We start from the raw sequence: 16,237 nt of genomic DNA, 5'->3' as shown, positions 1-16,237 counted from the left end.
AGCCTGGGGATAACCCACGGCAAAACCCTGTACATTGAGGGGAAAACGAAAACATGCCTCTGACCATGAACCGCGACGTCTTTATCACCTGCGCCGTGACCGGCTCTGGCGGCAGCCAGGACCGCAGCCCGCACGTGCCGCGCTCGCCCAAACAGATCGCCGACAGCGCCATCGCAGCGGCCAAGGCCGGCGCGGCGGTGGTTCACTGCCACGTGCGCGATCCCGAAACCGGCACCCCGAGCCGCGATCTGGGTCTTTATCGCGAAGTTACCGACCGCATCCGCGACAGCGACACCGATGTGGTGCTGAACCTGACCGCCGGCATGGGCGGCGACATCACCTTTGGCGACGTGGAAAACCCGCTGCCGGTCAAGGACGCTGGCACAGACATGATCGGCGCCAGCGAACGCATGGCGCATGTGGCCGAATGCCTGCCGGAAATCTGCACTCTCGATTGCGGCACCATGAACTTTGCTGAAGCCGACTACGTGATGACCAACACCCCCGGCATGCTGCGCGCCATGGGGCAGATGATGACCGATCTGGGCGTGAAGCCCGAGATCGAAGCCTTTGACACTGGCCATCTGTGGTTCGCCAAGGAACTGGTGAAAGAGGGCATTTTGGACAGCCCGGCGCTTGTGCAGCTGTGCATGGGGGTGCCCTGGGGCGCGCCGAACGACCTCAACACCTTCATGGCGATGGTGAATAACGTGCCGGACGACTGGGACTGGTCGGCGTTTTCGCTGGGGCGTGATCAGATGGCCTATGTCGCGGCCTCGGTTCTGGCGGGCGGCAATGTGCGCGTGGGGCTTGAGGATAACCTCTGGCTGGAGAAGGGCGTGTTGGCCGAGAACTGGCAGCTGGTGGAACGCGCAGGCACCATCATCGAGAACATGGGCGCCCGGGTGATCGGCCCCGAAGAGGTCCGCAAGCAGCTCGGCCTGACCAAACGGGCGCCGGTGGCGAAGTGATCCGCCGGGCTCTGACATCCATGGTCTTTTGCGGCGCGGCGCTGTCTGCCGCCGCAGAGGAGGCACCGCTTTGGGAGGGCTACTGGTCCCCCAATGCGGCCTGGTGCGCCCGGGCTGGGGATGTCGGAGAGCAGACGCCTGACTGGTATGGGCGTGAAGGGTTATTCGGCCTGGAATGGAGCTGTGACATCGCGGCGGTCCGCGAGACCGGCGTGGGCAACAGCTGGGCTCTGAAACTGCAATGCCTTGATGCGGGATACGCGTACAGCGATGCGCAGATATTCCTGGTTACGCCGGATGATCGGCTGCAGATCATTGATGAAAACGGGTTCGCGGCCGATCTGGTGCGCTGCGCAGCTCCACAAGACTAAACTGATGGGATGGCGTGCACGGCGCGCCCTGTGAAAGCGCAGGCGTTGCTCGCGCAGAGGCACAGCCAAATGCAAATGGAAATGAGAACATGAAAACAGCAGCAATCATTGGCGGCGGCGTGATCGGCGGCGGCTGGGCCGCGCGGTTCCTATTGAACGGGTGGAACGTACGGGTCTTTGATCCCGATCCCGAGGCGGAGCGCAAGATCACGGATGTGCTGGATAACGCCCGTCGGTCCTTGCCGGGGCTTGGCAATGTGGCCCTGCCTGCCGAAGGCGCGCTGTCTTTCCATCCCACCATTGCCGAGGCGGTTGCTGGCGCCTCCTGGGTGCAGGAAAGCGTGCCTGAGCGGCTGGACCTGAAGCAGAAGGTCTATGGCGAACTTCAGCAGCATGTGGCGCGGGGCGCGGTGATCGGCTCCTCCACCTCTGGCTACAAGCCGTCGCAATTGCAGGAGGGGTTTGACAATGCGGCGCAGATCGTGGTCGCGCATCCCTTTAACCCGGTCTACCTGATGCCGCTGGTCGAAGTGGTCACCACCGAGGCCAATACGCCCGAGGTCATCGACAAAGCCAAGGCGATCATCGCCGAAATCGGTATGTACCCGCTGCACCTGAAAAAGGAAATCGACGCCCATGTGGCGGACCGCTTCCTGGAGGCGGTCTGGCGCGAAGCGCTATGGCTGGTCAAGGACGGCATCGCCACCACCGAAGAGATCGACAATGCGATCCGCTATGGCTTTGGCATCCGCTGGGCGCAGATGGGCCTTTTCGAGACCTATCGCGTTGCGGGCGGCGAAGCGGGCATGAAGCACTTCCTGGCGCAGTTCGGCCCCTGCCTCACCTGGCCCTGGACCAAGTTGATGGATGTGCCGGAATACAACGACGAGCTGGTCGACCTGATCGCCGGTCAGTCCGATGCGCAATCGGGCAAATACTCGATCCGTGAGTTGGAGCGGATCCGCGACGACAACCTTGTCGGCATGATGCGGGCGCTGGGCAATACCAACTGGGGCGCGGGTGCGCTTCAGAACGCCCATGATAAGGCGCGCGAAGGCGCCATGGGGCTGGCCAGCACCATGGAGGATGTCGCCGACCTGTCGCAGCCGGTTCTGACCCTGAACCGCACCGTTCCGTTGGATTGGACAGACTACAATGGTCACATGACCGAAAGCCGCTATCTGGACGCCTTTGCCCAGTCCACCGACCGAATGATGGCAATCATCGGCTGCGATGCCGACTATATCGCCTCGGGCGGCAGTTTCTTTACCGCCGAGACCCACATCCGCCACATCGACGAGGTGCATGCAGGCCATCCCATTCAGGTCAGGACGCGGGTGATCATGGCCGAAGGCAAGAAGATGCACCTGTGGCATGAAATGTTCGAAGGTGAACGTCTGCTGGCGACCGGGGAACACATGCTGCTGCATGTGGATCTGAAAACCCGCCGCTCGGCGCCGCCCGCGCCGCATCTGGCAGCGAACCTTGCGAAGTTCGCTGAGGCGCATGCGGCGCTGCCGACCCCTGAGGGGCTGGGCCGCGCCATCGGCGCGCCGCGCTAGGGCGGCGGCGATGCGGGTTCTGATCACCGCCGGGGCATCGGGCATTGGCCGCGCCATGGGCGAGGCTTTTGATGCCGCCGGGGCCGAGGTATGGGTCACCGATCTCGACCCCGCAGCGCTGGAGGCGCTGCCGGATCACTGGCACTGCCACGCGGCGAATGCCGCGTTGGAGCCGGAGATGCGGGCGGTCTTCGACAAGATCGCCGACGCTGGTGGGCTCGATGTGCTCTGCGCCAATGCAGGCATCGCCGGGCCGACCGCGCTGGTCGAGGATATCGACCTTGAGGACTGGCGCTCTTGTGTCAGCGTCAATCTCGAAGGCGCTTTCCTTGCTGCCAAACATGCCACGCCGCTGATGAAATCGGCGGGGCGGGGGGCTATCGTGCTGACGTCCTCGACGGCGGGGATCTATGGCTATCCGAACCGGGCGCCCTATTCGGCGGCGAAATGGGCGGTGATTGGCCTGATGAAGACCCTCGCGATGGAACTGGGGCCTTTTGGCATCCGCGCCAATGCGATCTGCCCCGGCGCGGTGGAAGGACCGCGCATGGAGGGCGTGCTGGAACGCGAAGCGGCGCTGAAGGGCATGAGCCGGGACGCTGTGTATGAGGGCTACGCGTCGGGCACCTCGATGCGGTCCTGGGTGACAGCCGCGGATGTGGCCAATATGGCGGTGTTCCTAGGCTCGGATGCCGCGCGGCTGGTGTCGGGGCAGGTGATCGCGGTGGATGGTCATACCGAAAACCCGGACCCGAAGGTCTGAAGGTGGCTCTGCCTGCTGCCGCAGGCCGAGCCTGAAGCTGCGCCGGGGCGCAGCTGTGCCTAATCGCAGATACCGGTCTTCCAGGCCCGCAGCCGTTCGGGCAGCTGACGAGCGGTCAGATCCGCCTCGCGGATCAGCTGGTCGAAATGGTTGGTGAAGGTCTCGATCCGTTCGCGGTCGCGGAAGGCCATGTAGTGGCTGCCGGCATAAAACACGCAGAGCAGCGGCCCGAAAATGGTCACGGGCGATGCGAACAGGCGTTTTGCATCAAAGAGATAGATCCGCAGTCGCGGGTAGAGTTGGGTGCAAAGCCGCTCGAAATGATCCAGCTGCTCCAGCCGGATGTCCAGCGGTAGGCCTTCGTAGTAGCCACAGGCATTGGCAAAGCTTTCCAGCTCATAGAGCGGCATCGCGATTTCATAGTCGGATTGGGCTTGCCGCATCAGGGACAGGCGGTCTTCGGAGGCGCCGATGGCCTGATCGGCAGTGCGGCCCAGGTGCGGCGCATATTCCCATTCCAGCAGGGCGCGGGTTTTCAGCAGATCGGGCAGGGCGGCCGGCACATGGCGGATCTTGTAACCCGCCGCCTCCCGATGCCATTCGAAAATCCTTTCATCCACCAGGGCGCGTGGGGCCTCGGTGACGGACATGCTGGAGGCCAGCAGCTCTGCCGCGCTTTCGGGGCGGTCCGACAGGCTCAGCAGCCAATCCGCCGATACGCCAAGCGCCGAGGCGCAGGACCCCACCACATGCGCATTCGGCAGCCGGGCGCCGTCATCGGTGAGCAGCTGCGAAATGGTGGACCGGTCCACGCCGGTCTGGCGGGCCAGGGCGCTTTGACTCATCCCGCGTTCACCAAGTGCCCGGTTCAGGCGTTCGCGGAATTGCTGCGCGCGAACCCGTTTGTCAATTTTAGTATCCATTGGTGATAAATATCACATGTGATGAAGTTTGTTAATTACATTCAGAATGTCGAACATCCGATACCGGGCCTAGTCTGAACGTAGAAGCAGAGCAGGACGCGACCGACGGCAGCGCCTGCCAGCTCCAGTCAGCACAGTGTAGGAGGTACTATGGAAACGCGCAGACGTTCTGTCGTGAAAGCGGTGATCTGGAATGTGATTGGCCTGACCGTGATGACGGTTGTGGGCATGCTTGCAACCGGATCGGCGACAGTCGGCGGGGCGATGGCCCTGGTGAACACGGGGCTGGGGTTCGTCACCTACCTGATCTATGAACGGATCTGGGCCGGGATCGCCTGGGGGCGGGCGCATGTCTGAGGCGCGCGCACAAATGTCCGAGGCAATCGGCCAGGGTATGGAGGCGCCGATACTGCCCTCTGACCTGATGCCGCGCGGCGTGGAATGGGGCACGCTGGTGCTGATCCTGATCTGCTATACCGCCTGGTTTGCGGTGATTTTCTGGCTTGCGGCCCTCAGCATGGCGCTGGCCGTGGTACTGGCGGGCGTGTTGATCGCCTTTCACTCTTCGCTGTGTCACGAGGCCTTGCACGGGCATCCGTTCCGCAACCGTCTGCTGAATGAGGCGCTGATGGCGCTGCCGCTCAACCTGGCGATCCCCTACGGCCGCTTTCGCGACACCCATCTGGCGCATCATCAGGATGAACGGCTGACGGATCCGTTTGACGATCCCGAAAGCAATTTCATGTGCCCCCAGGTCTGGCGCGGGCTGGCGCCGTGGAAACGTGCGGTTCTGCGTATCAACAACACGCTGCTGGGGCGGATGCTGCTGGGGCCGCTGATCGGGCAGGTCTGTTTCATGGCAGGGGACTGGCGGCTCGTCCGGCAGGGCGACAGGCGGGTGATTGCGGATTGGCTGCTGCACATTGCGGGCAGCGCGCTGGTGGTCTGGCTTGTGCTGCGTGCGCCGATGCCGGTCTGGGCCTATGCCATTGCCGCCTATCTGGGATTGGCACTGCTGAAGATCCGGACCTTTCTGGAGCACCGCGCCCATGAAGAGGTCCGTGGCCGCACCGTGGTGATCGAGGATCGCGGGCCGCTGGCGCTGCTGTTCCTCAACAACAACCTGCATATCGTGCACCACATGCATCCAGGGGTGCCCTGGCACGCGCTGCCGCGGCTCTATCATCGGCACCGCGCGCTCTATCAGGCAGCCAACCGTGCCTATGTGTTCCCCTCCTACCGGCAGATTTTTCGCGACTATTTCCTGCGGGCCAAGGATCCGGTGCCGCATCCGCTCTGGCAAAAGGGGAAATAAGCGCTCATAAGCTGATCATGCTGACCTGGATTCCCGTTTCAATCGCCGCCGCGAGCTTTCAGACCGTACGCTTCATGCTGCAAAAGGTTCTGAGCAGTGTCACCCTGTCCCCGGGCGGGGCGACCTTTGCCCGCTTTGCCTATTCGGCGCCGATCATTCTGGCGGCACTGGCGGCTTATCTGATGGCAACAGGGCAGAGCCTGCCGCATCTAGGCCTCATGTTCTGGGTCTTTGCCACCATCGGCGGCACGGCGCAGATCCTCGCCACGGTCTGTGTGGTAGCCCTGTTCAAGCAGCGCAATTTCGCGGTTGGAATCACCTTCAAGAAGACCGAGGTTATCCAGACCGCGATTGTCGGCCTTGTGGTGCTGGGGGACGGGATCAGCCCCTGGGGCTGGGCAGCGATCCTGATCGGGCTCTCGGCCGTGCTCGTCTTGTCGAAAACTCCGGAAGTGAAGGGCGCCTGGTGGCAGCATCTGACCAACAAGGCCTCACTGCTGGGGCTTGGCTCTGGTGTGCTTTTCGCCTTTTCCGCCGTCAGCTATCGCGGGGCATCACTGCAACTGGGCGATCTGGACCCGATCTTTCGTGCCGGTGTTACGCTGGCATCGGTTGTCTCCTTGCAGACGGTGCTGATGCTGATCTGGCTGGCGCTCAAGGAAAAGGGTGAGATTACCCGCGTCTGGCAGGCGCGCCGGGTTGCGGTCTGGGTTGGTCTGACCAGTATGGGCGGTTCGTTCTGCTGGTTCTGGGCCTTCACCTTGCAAAACGCTGCCTACGTCAAGGCGCTGGGACAGATCGAACTGGTGCTGTCGCTGCTGGCCTCGGTCCTGTTCTTCCGGGAGAAAATCACCGTCCGCGAAATCACCGGCATGGGACTGCTGATCCTGTCGATCCTCGCGTTGGTGCTGGCGATCTAACTAACCCCCTGCGTTGGCAAAGGGCCGCGCCGTATCAGGAGCTTTCCGGCATCGGATAGCCCTTCAGCCGCAGGAACAGGCTGGTTTCATCATCGTTGCGGAAATAGGGTACGCTGTCCGGCGGGTTGGTGTCGCGGATGCGGCCAGTCACCTCGGCCAGAACCACTTCGGTGATAAAGGGCAGATCGAAGGTGCGCACCTCGCTGAGCGGGATCCACTGCAGATGCGACAGCTCGTCCGAGGCCTGTGAGAAATCATCGAGATCGCCGACAATGGCATCGGCATCGATCAGAAAGAACCGCGCATCAAACCGGCGGGGGCGGCCCGGCGGCGTCAGTGCCCGGAACACGAATTGCAATGCCCGCGCCGAAGGCAGATGGCCGCTTTGCGCAAAGGCCTGCCAATCTTCGGGAATCGGATCGCTCCAGTCCCCCGGCGTACCCAGCAAGAGCCCGGTTTCCTCCCACAGCTCGCGGATCGCGGCAATGGCCAGTGCGTGGTGCAGATCGTGCGGCGCCTGTTCGGACAGGCGGTCGCGGCAGACTGCGGGCAGAGGATCGGCCAGCGGCACGGAACTGTCGGCCAGATCCACCGCGCCGCCGGGAAAGACGAACTTGTTCGGCATGAAGGCAGCCTTGGCGCCACGCTGGCCCATCAGGACCTGCGGGTCATCGGCCATCCGATCACGTACGGCGATCACCGTCGCCGCGTTGCGGATTGCCGTTTTGTCCTGACTTGTTACGCCCTGAACCTCTGCGCTGCTCATCTGCCTCTCCCCTTTGTTTCCAAAGGGTTCAGGTTCTGTCTTCGAACCCGTGCATCCGCCGCGCCCATTGATAGGCGACGACAACCCCCTTCAGTCTGGGGAGAAGATACAGCGACGAAGCCAGACAGCCAATCGAGAAAACTGTGAACGTTACGAGAGGTGCCGGCCGCCAGGCGAAATAAACCACATGCAACAGCGGCGCCATCAGATGGCCCACCACCAGAATGGTCAGATAGGCGGGGCCGTCATCGGCGCGGTGGCCGGACAGATCGAGGCCGCAATTACTGCAGCTGTCGTTCACCTTGAGGTAGGAATGCAGCAGTTTGCCTTTGCCGCACTCGGGGCATTTCTGGCGCCAGCCTTTCAGCAGGGCAGGCATCGTCTCGCGTTCGGTATCGGTGTCGGGGGCCATCACGGCTTGGGACTCAGTCATGAAATATCCTGTGTTGCAAACGCATGTTTGCGCGCTTCTTGCCCGAGGGAAAGGGGGGCGCACAAGGTCTGCGGCTGGATGCCGCAAAAATAGCGGGCAAAAGTAAATCACATTTTTGCGACGGAAAGATCGGGCTGCGGCGTTTCTTCTATGCATCGGGCAGCACAGGGCTGCCACCAATCAAAGGGAAGATGACATGAAACATACGCAGTTCATCGCCGCTATCGTTGCAGTTGCCGGCCTGGCCGGAGCTACGGCTGCTCTTGCTCAATCGGGTCCCGGCCATCACGGCCCTAAAGTGTCGTTCGAGGAACTGGATGCCGATGGCAATGGCGCGGTATCGCCCGAGGAAATGACCGCCCACCGCGCGGCCCGTTTCGCGCAGGTTGATGCGAATGGTGACGGCAAACTGTCGGTCGAGGAAATGCAGGCCGAAGGCGCGCGGCGCGCAGCCCAGCGTGCGGCGCGGATGATGGAACGGTTCGACAGCGATGGCGATGGCGCCCTCAGTCAGGATGAGTTGCCTGATCACTCCAAGCGTGGTGATATGTTCTCTCGGATGGACAAGGACGGCAATGGCGCTGTGTCAAAGGAAGAGTTTGACCAGGCCCGGATGAACCGTGGTGGTATGCATCATGGCGGCAAGGGCGGCAAGAATTGCGGTCAGAAACAGGGCATGGGGCAGAACTGATCCTTCAGGCGTGCTGCAAAGAATGGATACATCAGCGGGCAGGGCTTCCTTGGAAGGCCTGCCCAAGGTGAGCGCGTCGCCGGATGACGAGGTGCTGCTGGAACTCTTTGCCCAGGGCGACCAGCGCGCGGCAGCCCTGCTGACCGAGCGGCTTGGCCCCCGTGCATTCGGGGTGGCCATGCGGGTTCTGGGCAACCGGGCCGAAGCAGAGGATGTGACACAGGAGGCGATGATGCGCCTGTGGGGGATCGCTCCGGACTGGCGGCGCGGAGAGGCGAAGATCTCGACCTGGCTCTACCGGGTGGTGATGAACCTTTGCATCGATCTGAAACGTCGCCAGCGCGGAGGGTATCTGGACCTGGACGCGGTCCCCGACCCGCCGGATCCGGCGCAAAGCGCGCCCGAGGCGATGCAGGACGGTGCCCGCCATGATGCGCTGCAGGCGGCGCTGATGCAATTGCCCGAGCGGCAGCGTCAGGCAGTGATCCTGCGCCATCTGGAAGAGCTGGCAAATCCGGAGATCGCCGGAATTATGGATATTAGCGTTGAGGCGGTCGAAAGTTTGACCGCCCGGGGCAAGAGGGCGCTGGCGGCACTGCTTGCCGGGCGCCGGGAAGAGTTGGGGTATCACGATGGCTGACACCGAAAAAGATATCGACCTGCTGGAGGCGCTGTTCGAAGAGGCGCGGCGGGACCAGCCGACATTGCCGGATGACCTGAGCGCGCGCATTCTTGCGGATGCGGAGGATGTGCAGGCCCGGCAGGCGGCGGCTTTGGCCGTGCCCCCTGCGCAAAACCCGGCCGCGACATTTGCCGCATCCGCAATCGGGATGTGGTGCCAGTTTCGCGCTGCGGTTGGCGGATGGCCCGCCATGGGCGGCATGGCGGCCGCCTGCGCTGTCGGGCTGTGGATTGGACTGGCGCCGCCGTCTTTCCTACCGGACCCGGCCGAGTTCACGCAGCTGTCCGTGGATACGACAGCACTGCCATACGATAGTTACGACCTGGCTGTGATGCTGGGTGAGGAGACAGAATGAGCACTGACGGACAAACCCCGGCCTCTTCGAATACAGCGCGTCCCGGCTCCTCTGGCGGCGGAGCGGATGAACCCCGGACTGGAATGCGGCTTTGGTTGAAGGTACTTCTGGCCGTGTCTCTGGCGACCAACCTTGCGGTGGCAGGGCTCGCGATCGGGGCGTTCATGCGCTGGCATGACGGATCGCATCCGGGCAAGCGTCCTCCCTCGGTCGGGTCGATGATATTTCGCGATCTGGACCGGGAGACCCGGACAGAATTGCACCGTCGCGCCGAAGGGGATCATGGCAGCTATGGGGCCCGCCGCCGCGCCGAGGGCGAGGCGGTCATCGCGATCTTGCGGGGGGATCCCTTTGATGCCGGGCAGCTGGCCAGGGTCCTGGAGCAGCAGGCCGACAACCGGCGGGCCTTTCAGATCTCGGTGCAGCGGGCCTGGATCGCACAGGTGGAGGCCATGACTGCAGATGAACGCGTCCGCTATGCCGAGCGGATGCGGGAGATGCTGCGCCGACATGCGGAATGGCACAAGGCGCATAGGTCCGGGAAACCCTGATATTGCTGCGCAACGTAGGCAGTGCCGGAAACTAATAGCAGCGATGAGGAGCGCTCAGGCGACTGCTGTGTCGGGCCGTGACAAGGTGACCTGGTTGCGGCCTGAGTTCTTGGCGCCATAGAGCGCCTGATCTGCCTTGGCGATCAGAGAGGTGACATTTGTCATCTCCTTCTCAGCACCATCGCCAATGACCGCGCCGATGCTGATCGTCACCGCGATCGGTTCATCAATTTCTGGCACATCAAAGGGAGTGCTGTTGATCGCGTTGCACAGGGCAACGGCGGCCTCGCTCGCTTCCTGTTCATTGGCGCCGGGCAGGACGATCATGAACTCCTCGCCGCCGACCCGCGCCAGCAGGTCCACCGGGCGCAGGTGGCTTTGCAGCCGGCGGGAGGCTTCGATCAGAACCGCGTCGCCGGCTGGGTGGCCATAGCGGTCGTTGATCTGCTTGAAGTGGTCAAGGTCGGCCAGCATCAGGGCGAATTTATCGCCGCTTTCGGCGGCGCTGCGGGCGGTGCGGTCCAGAAATGGTTTGGCATAGCGGCGGTTGAAGAGCCCAGTCATTGGATCTTCGACAGCGGCGCGCAGCCCGTTGCGGACGCTGTCGCGCAGCAGGTCGTGGCGGTGCTTGTATTGCAGCTGCGTGCCAAGACGCAGCGCCAATTCCTCGACGTTGAACCCGTTTTGCAGCACATCATGGGCGCCGCGGTCCAGCGCTTCGGCCGCGATATGCGCATCGGCCGGATTGGGCACTGCGATGACCACCGACTGACGGGTGGTGGCCCGGGCCCTCAGATCGGCCAGAAGCCGCAGGCCGACGCCCGACGACATTTCGTTCAGCTCGATAATGAAAACATCGGCGACGGGATCGCTCATCAACGGCTGGATGTCACCGATCTGATGGGTGCGGATGTCATGCGGCACGTGGTGGGACAGACGGTCCTGCCAGTCCCGCGCAGTCTGGATATCCTCGGCCACCAGCGCCACCGTTGCCTTGATGTTGTGGGGGGCGCGACTGCGGTCGGTCAGGGGCAGGACAAAGCCATGCGAGGCATCGCGCTGGAGGTTCAGTTCTTCATTGGCGCTGCGGGTGCGCAGCAGGCTGCGGATCCGGGCCTGCAGGATCACATCGTCCAGCGGTTGCGGCAGCACGTCGTCGATCCCTGCCGAAAGCGCCTCAAGCCGCCGCATGGGGTTATCCGTGCGGCTGACGGCGATCACCGGCACATCCGCCAGGCTGTCGTCGCGGGTCAGTTCCCGTTTCACATCTGCGGCACTGCCATCGGGCAGGGAGTTGGCGGTCAGAACCAGATCGGGGCGGCAACCCCGGGCAATTTCAAGTACACCGGTGACCTGTGTCGCCAGCACGACATCATAATAGGCGGCAGCAAGCTGCACCTTCATCATGATGCGGTTGGTTGATACACCGTCTATGACCAGAATGGTTCCCTGCACGCGCAATCCTTTCGAGGCATGCGTTTCTATGACTAGAAGTTTTCACCTCTGCTGGTTAATAAACCCTTTCATATTTTCATTAAAATGGCCGCAAAGTGTCAGGAAGGTGCCGATATGCAGTTTTCCGCCGATCAAGCTGAAACCATTGCCTTGCAGGCCCTTGCCTGGCTGTCCGGAAATGACGAGTTGTTCCCGGTGTTTATGGGCGCAACCGGCGCCAGCGAGGACGATTTGCGCAGTCGCGCCACCGATCCGGAGTTTTTGGGCTCGGTGCTCGATTTCTTAACGATGGACGATTCCTGGGTGATGGAATTCTGCGACAGCTTGGGCCTCAGTTATGAGATGCCAATGCACGCGCGGATGGCGCTTCCGGGTGGTGCGCAGGTTCACTGGACCTGATATGCAGTGCTCTGACCCTATTCTGATCAGGATCTTGTGATGCCGGTAGATGCTTTTCTGTTCGACAAGGACGGAACCCTTTTTGATTTTGCTGCCACCTGGAACAGCTGGGCGGCCGGGGTGCTGAAAAGCCTCGCGGGCGGGGATGTGGCCCTCGCAGGCGTCATGGCCGATACGCTGCGGTTCGATCTGAAGCGGGAGTGTTTCCATCCGGACAGTTTCGTGATCGCGGGCACCAACGGTGAGGTGGCGGCGGCCCTGGCGCCCCATGTGCCGCACATGAGCGAGGCCGAGCTGGAGCGGTTTCTGGCCGAAGGTGCAGCCAATGCGGCGCTAGCCGAGGCCGTGCCGCTTGCCGATTTCCTGGACGGGCTGCTGGCGCGGGGCAAGGTGCTGGGGGTGATGACCAATGATGCCGAAGTGTCGGCGCTGAGCCAGCTTGAGCGGGCAGGGGTTCTGGACCGCTTCACCTTTGTCGCCGGGTTCGACAGCGGCCATGGTGCCAAACCGGATGCCGCGCCGCTTCTGGCCTTCTGCAAGGCCTGCGGGGTTGCCCCAGAACGGACCGCGATGGTTGGCGACAGCCTGCATGACCTGCAGGCGGGGGCGGCGGCGGGCATGCGCCGTCTTGGGGTGCTCACCGGAATGGCCAGCCATCAGGATCTGGCGCCCCACGCCGATGCGGTCTTGCCGGACATTGGCCATATTCCCGAATGGCTCGACCGCGCGGGCCAGCCAGCGGCGCAATAACCTGCGATCCTGACGTGACGTTGCTGTGCGGATCTGTCCGCGCAGCCAAAAATTTGGGCTGAACTGTTCACTTGTGTCCAGAAAATGCCTCCATGCACCCCGGGGAGTGAAAAAACGACAGCGGATGTCGTGAACGGAAAGGTTGCAGGCCTCGTTCTCGGGCCAGTTGAACGGCGCAAGAAAACGCAGACGCTTCAACAGGACGGAGGTCATCATGGCACGAGCAACAGCGGGACGCAGGCGCGGCGGCGGCAGAGCAGGCGCGGCGGCCCGGCGCGGAGACGCGGCACTGGCGCAGATGCCTTGGTCGATCCCGGTGAACATTGACCGTCCCATTGAACCGCTTAGCCCGGAAGGTGTTGAAGCCATCCACGATGGCGCCATGCGCATCCTCGAAGAGATCGGTATTGTCTTCCTCAACCCCGAGGCGCTGGAGATTTTCAAAGAAGCAGGCTGCCGTGTAGAAGGCGATCTGGTGCGGATGGACCGCGAGTTCGTGATGGAGATGGTGGGCAAGGCGCCGGACAGCTTTGACATCACCCCGCGCAATCCAGAGCGCAGGATCCCGATTGGCGGCAATCATATCCTGTTCGGTAATGTTTCCTCCCCGCCCAACTACTGGGACATGGAGCTGAACAAGAAAGTCGCGGGCACGCAGGAGCAGTGCCGGAACCTTCTGAAGCTGACGCAGTATTTCAACTGCATCCATTTCGCCGGTGGATATCCGGTGGAGCCCGTGGATATCCATGCCTCTGTGCGCCACCTTGATGTGCTTTATGACAAGCTGACGCTGACCGACAAGGTGATGCACGCTTACTCGCTGGGCAAGGAGCGGGTTGAGGACGTGATGGAAATGGTGCGGATCGCCGGGGGGCTCAGCCATGAAGAGTTCGAGTCCCGCCCGCATATGTACACCAACATCAACTCGACCTCGCCGCTGAAGCATGACTTCCCGATGATCGACGGCTGTCTGCGGTTGGTCCGCAAGGGGCAGGCGGTGGTTGTGACGCCCTTTACCCTGGCCGGGGCGATGGCGCCTGTCACCATGTCGGGTGCAGTGGCGCAATCGCTAGCGGAATCGCTTTGTGCCATTGCGTTGTTCCAATATGTGCGGCCCGGTACGCCCTGTGCGATTGGCACCTTCACGTCAAATGTGGACATGAAATCCGGTGCTCCCGCCTTTGGCACGCCAGAATACATGCGCGCCACCCAGATGACCGGCCAAATGGCGCGCTACTATGGTCTGCCGATGCGCTCTTCCGGGGTCTGCGCGGCCAATGTGCCGGATGGGCAGGCCATGTGGGAAACTTCGAACTCCCTCTGGGCGGCGGTGCAGTCGGGCACCAATATGGTCTACCACGCCGCTGGCTGGCTGGAGGGCGGTCTGATCGCCAGCCCGGAAAAGTTCATCATGGATTGCGAGGTGCTGCAGCAGATCCAGCGCTACTTGCAGCCGCAGATCTGCGCCACCGGCCCCGAGGAGATTGCTCTGGATGCCATCCGGGAGGTCGGTAACGACGGGCACTTCTTTGGCCTGAAACACACGCAGGACCGCTATACGGATGCATTCTATCAGCCGTTCCTCAGCGACTGGCGCAACTATGAAGCCTGGGAGGCGGCAGGTGCAGTCTGGACGCCGGAGCGGGCGCATAAGATCTATAAGGACATTTTGGCCGATTTCGAGGCGCCGCCGATGGACGACGCGATCCGCGAGGAGCTGGGCGATTTCGTGGCCCGTCGCAAGGCCGAAGGCGGCGCACCCACAGATTTCTAATCAAAATCGGCGACAGGGAGTCATAAGGGAAACGCCAAGCGTGGGGTCAAAATGACCCGTGGCCCTCTGATTCCCTGTCATTTTGTCCAAAGGGCCAGAAAGTTTGCATGCGCAGATTTTCTGGCTACTGCTGTCTGCCCGGATTGTGAGCCGCGGGTCTGAGACAGAGCGCGGCGGTCTCAGTTTTGATGACCGCGATAGCTTGTGTTTTCCTTGCAGTGTTCGTGGCTTACGCAGACTCTCTTGGCAGAGTCCCGTGTCGGAATAGTGAAAACCTGGGATGGTTTTCCGACTGGTTTCCTGAGGTATTTGGCCGAATTTCGTGCGCTTTCAGGGCCGCGTTGGCTAAAACCACCGACGTTAATCTAAGAGAAAATTAGGGAAGTATCTCTAACCTTGCATGTAAATGAGCGTCACTAAAGGACCAGTCTACTATGCCTACGTTTCTCTACCGATTGCCGGCCCGTATCTATGCGCTGGCAGGATTGGGGGTTGCTCTTGCCGCCGCTTTGACCTTTGTGCTCCTGACCCGCGCTGTCGACAATGCCTACGAGATGCGGGAAAAAGAACTCGACAGCCTGACCGATGCCATGGTCAGCGTGCTGGCCGATCTGGAGGCGCAGGTTCAAGCAGGTTCCCTGACCCCGGAAGAGGCCCAGGAACGCGGGATCGCCGCGGTTGAGACGCCGCGCTTTGGCACGGCGGGATATTTCTTTGCGCTGAACCGGCAGAACTACATGGTCGCCCATCCGGTCGCCAAGCAGCTGATCGGCAAGGATCAGACCATGTTCGAAGACGTCAATGGCGTCCTTGTGTTTCAGGAATTCCAGAAGATCGCGGATTCGACGGGTCACGGTCCGCTCATTTTCCACTTCAACAAGCCTGACTCGGACATCCCTGAGGCAAAGATGGGCTATGTGAAGCTGTTCGAGCCCTGGGGCTGGATCGTCGGTACTGGCGCCTATGTAGCCGATATCGAGGCGGATGTTGCCGCCATGCGCAATTCTGCCCTGATCGCGTTGGTGATCGGACTGGCAGCCATGGGGATTGCAGCCTTCTTCCTGGCGCGCAGCGTGATCAAGCCGGTTGAACGGATCAAAGACCGTATGCAGTCCATGGCCGAAGGGGACACCAGTGCCGAGATTCCGGGATTGGCGAGCCACAGCGAGATCGGCGATATGGCGCGCACGCTGGACGTGTTCCGTACCTCTCTGATCCGCCAGAAAGAACTGGAAGCAGAACAGAAAGAGCGCGACCAGGCTCAGGCTCAGGTGGTACAGACTTTGACCAGCCGCCTGTCGGTTCTCGCGAATGGCGATCTGACCGTGCGTATCGACAGCGCCTTCCCCGAGGACTACGAGCAGCTGCGTATCGACTTCAACCGGACGGTGGAAAACCTCAGCGATACCGTGTCGAAAGTGGTGGAATCCGCGTCCAGCATTCGCAACGGCGCGGCTGAGATCAGCCAGTCCTCGGACGATCTATCGCACCGCACCGAAAGCCAGGCCGCAACGCTCGAAGAAACCGCTGCTGCGCTGGATGAACTGACAGCATCC

19 protein-coding genes are annotated in these 16,237 nt (G+C 62.1%); 15 read left to right on the top strand and 4 right to left on the bottom strand.

All coding sequences use genetic code 11. The features are described from left to right. Positions 1-53 precede the first annotated feature (53 nt). From C6W91_RS10985 to C6W91_RS10970, 4 genes are all read left to right on the top strand, one after another. Positions 54-971 (top strand): 3-keto-5-aminohexanoate cleavage protein, encoded by a 918-nt coding sequence (locus C6W91_RS10985; protein ID WP_274866651.1) that lies wholly within the window; start codon positions 54-56, stop codon positions 969-971. Beyond that, positions 968-1,342: a hypothetical protein gene (locus C6W91_RS10980; protein ID WP_274829558.1), complete on the top strand. Its 375-nt coding sequence runs from the start codon at positions 968-970 to the stop codon at positions 1,340-1,342. Before C6W91_RS10985 ends, C6W91_RS10980 begins: the two co-directional genes overlap by 4 nt. An 89-nt stretch (positions 1,343-1,431) precedes the next feature. After that, complete coding sequence (locus C6W91_RS10975) at positions 1,432-2,904, top strand: carnitine 3-dehydrogenase (protein WP_274866650.1); 1,473 nt, start codon at positions 1,432-1,434, stop codon at positions 2,902-2,904. A gap of 10 nt (positions 2,905-2,914) precedes the next feature. Further along, a complete protein-coding gene (locus tag C6W91_RS10970; RefSeq protein WP_274866649.1) occupies positions 2,915-3,667 on the top strand; it encodes an SDR family oxidoreductase in 753 nt (250 codons plus the stop codon). 59 nt (positions 3,668-3,726) lie between these two features. Here the strand turns inward: C6W91_RS10970 and C6W91_RS10965 are convergent, their stop codons facing one another. Beyond that, positions 3,727-4,590, bottom strand: coding sequence for a helix-turn-helix domain-containing protein (locus tag C6W91_RS10965; RefSeq protein WP_274866648.1), 864 nt, complete (start codon positions 4,588-4,590; stop codon positions 3,727-3,729). 150 nt (positions 4,591-4,740) lie between these two features. On the opposite strand from C6W91_RS10965, the gene C6W91_RS10960 reads away from it, so the two are divergent. Genes C6W91_RS10960 through C6W91_RS10950 form a run of 3 tightly spaced genes read left to right on the top strand, consistent with a single transcriptional unit; the run spans position 4,741 to position 6,825 of the window. Beyond that, complete coding sequence (locus C6W91_RS10960; RefSeq protein ID WP_065271122.1) at positions 4,741-4,947, top strand: DUF2061 domain-containing protein; 207 nt, start codon at positions 4,741-4,743, stop codon at positions 4,945-4,947. A 37-nt stretch (positions 4,948-4,984) separates the two neighbouring features. Further along, positions 4,985-5,905, top strand: a complete 921-nt coding sequence (locus tag C6W91_RS10955) for a fatty acid desaturase (protein ID WP_274866853.1) — start codon at positions 4,985-4,987, stop codon at positions 5,903-5,905. A gap of 17 nt (positions 5,906-5,922) precedes the next feature. After that, positions 5,923-6,825, top strand: coding sequence for an EamA family transporter (locus tag C6W91_RS10950; protein ID WP_274829555.1), 903 nt, complete (start codon positions 5,923-5,925; stop codon positions 6,823-6,825). Between the two features lie 34 nt (positions 6,826-6,859). On the opposite strand, the gene C6W91_RS10945 is transcribed toward C6W91_RS10950, so the two are convergent. Next, entirely contained in the window at positions 6,860-7,591 is a 732-nt protein-coding gene (locus C6W91_RS10945; protein ID WP_274866647.1) for an NUDIX hydrolase, read from the bottom strand. 28 nt (positions 7,592-7,619) lie between these two features. Beyond that, on the bottom strand, positions 7,620-8,024 hold the full coding sequence (locus C6W91_RS10940; protein WP_065271119.1) for a DUF983 domain-containing protein: 405 nt from the start codon (positions 8,022-8,024) through the stop codon (positions 7,620-7,622). Positions 8,025-8,220: 196 nt separating this feature from the next. On the opposite strand from C6W91_RS10940, the gene C6W91_RS10935 reads away from it, so the two are divergent. Genes C6W91_RS10935 through C6W91_RS10920 form a run of 4 tightly spaced genes read left to right on the top strand, consistent with a single transcriptional unit; the run spans position 8,221 to position 10,303 of the window. Then, a complete protein-coding gene (locus tag C6W91_RS10935; protein ID WP_274832809.1) occupies positions 8,221-8,715 on the top strand; it encodes an EF-hand domain-containing protein in 495 nt (164 codons plus the stop codon). A 22-nt stretch (positions 8,716-8,737) separates the two neighbouring features. Then, positions 8,738-9,355, top strand: coding sequence for an RNA polymerase sigma factor (locus C6W91_RS10930; RefSeq protein ID WP_274866646.1), 618 nt, complete (start codon positions 8,738-8,740; stop codon positions 9,353-9,355). Beyond that, positions 9,348-9,752, top strand: a complete 405-nt coding sequence (locus C6W91_RS10925; RefSeq protein ID WP_274866645.1) for a hypothetical protein — start codon at positions 9,348-9,350, stop codon at positions 9,750-9,752. The genes C6W91_RS10930 and C6W91_RS10925 overlap by 8 nt, the downstream gene beginning before the upstream one ends. Then, positions 9,749-10,303, top strand: coding sequence for a periplasmic heavy metal sensor (locus C6W91_RS10920; protein ID WP_274866644.1), 555 nt, complete (start codon positions 9,749-9,751; stop codon positions 10,301-10,303). Before C6W91_RS10925 ends, C6W91_RS10920 begins: the two co-directional genes overlap by 4 nt. Before the next feature lie 54 nt (positions 10,304-10,357). Here C6W91_RS10920 and C6W91_RS10915 read toward each other — a convergent pair whose 3' ends face one another. Beyond that, complete coding sequence (locus tag C6W91_RS10915; protein WP_274829549.1) at positions 10,358-11,758, bottom strand: diguanylate cyclase; 1,401 nt, start codon at positions 11,756-11,758, stop codon at positions 10,358-10,360. Positions 11,759-11,872: 114 nt separating this feature from the next. On the opposite strand from C6W91_RS10915, the gene C6W91_RS10910 reads away from it, so the two are divergent. From C6W91_RS10910 to C6W91_RS10895, 4 genes are all read left to right on the top strand, one after another. Next, positions 11,873-12,157 carry a DUF3572 domain-containing protein gene (locus C6W91_RS10910; protein ID WP_065273553.1) on the top strand — a complete coding sequence of 95 codons (285 nt, stop codon included), beginning with the start codon at positions 11,873-11,875 and terminating at the stop codon, positions 12,155-12,157. A gap of 39 nt (positions 12,158-12,196) precedes the next feature. After that, positions 12,197-12,907 carry an HAD family hydrolase gene (locus C6W91_RS10905; RefSeq protein ID WP_065271114.1) on the top strand — a complete coding sequence of 237 codons (711 nt, stop codon included), beginning with the start codon at positions 12,197-12,199 and terminating at the stop codon, positions 12,905-12,907. A gap of 214 nt (positions 12,908-13,121) precedes the next feature. Beyond that, a complete protein-coding gene (locus C6W91_RS10900) occupies positions 13,122-14,681 on the top strand; it encodes a trimethylamine methyltransferase family protein (RefSeq protein WP_274837437.1) in 1,560 nt (519 codons plus the stop codon). 434 nt (positions 14,682-15,115) lie between these two features. Then, positions 15,116-16,237 (top strand): cache domain-containing protein (locus tag C6W91_RS10895; protein WP_370570819.1); only part of this gene is annotated, 1,122 nt, incomplete at its 3' end.

This window comes from Phaeobacter sp. SYSU ZJ3003, from assembly GCF_041300735.1.
In the GTDB taxonomy this organism is placed as follows: Bacteria; Pseudomonadota; Alphaproteobacteria; order Rhodobacterales; family Rhodobacteraceae; genus Phycobacter; species Phycobacter gallaeciensis_A.
The sequence above is the reverse complement of the archived record's forward strand: the minus strand, read 5'-3'. Positions and strand labels throughout refer to the sequence as shown.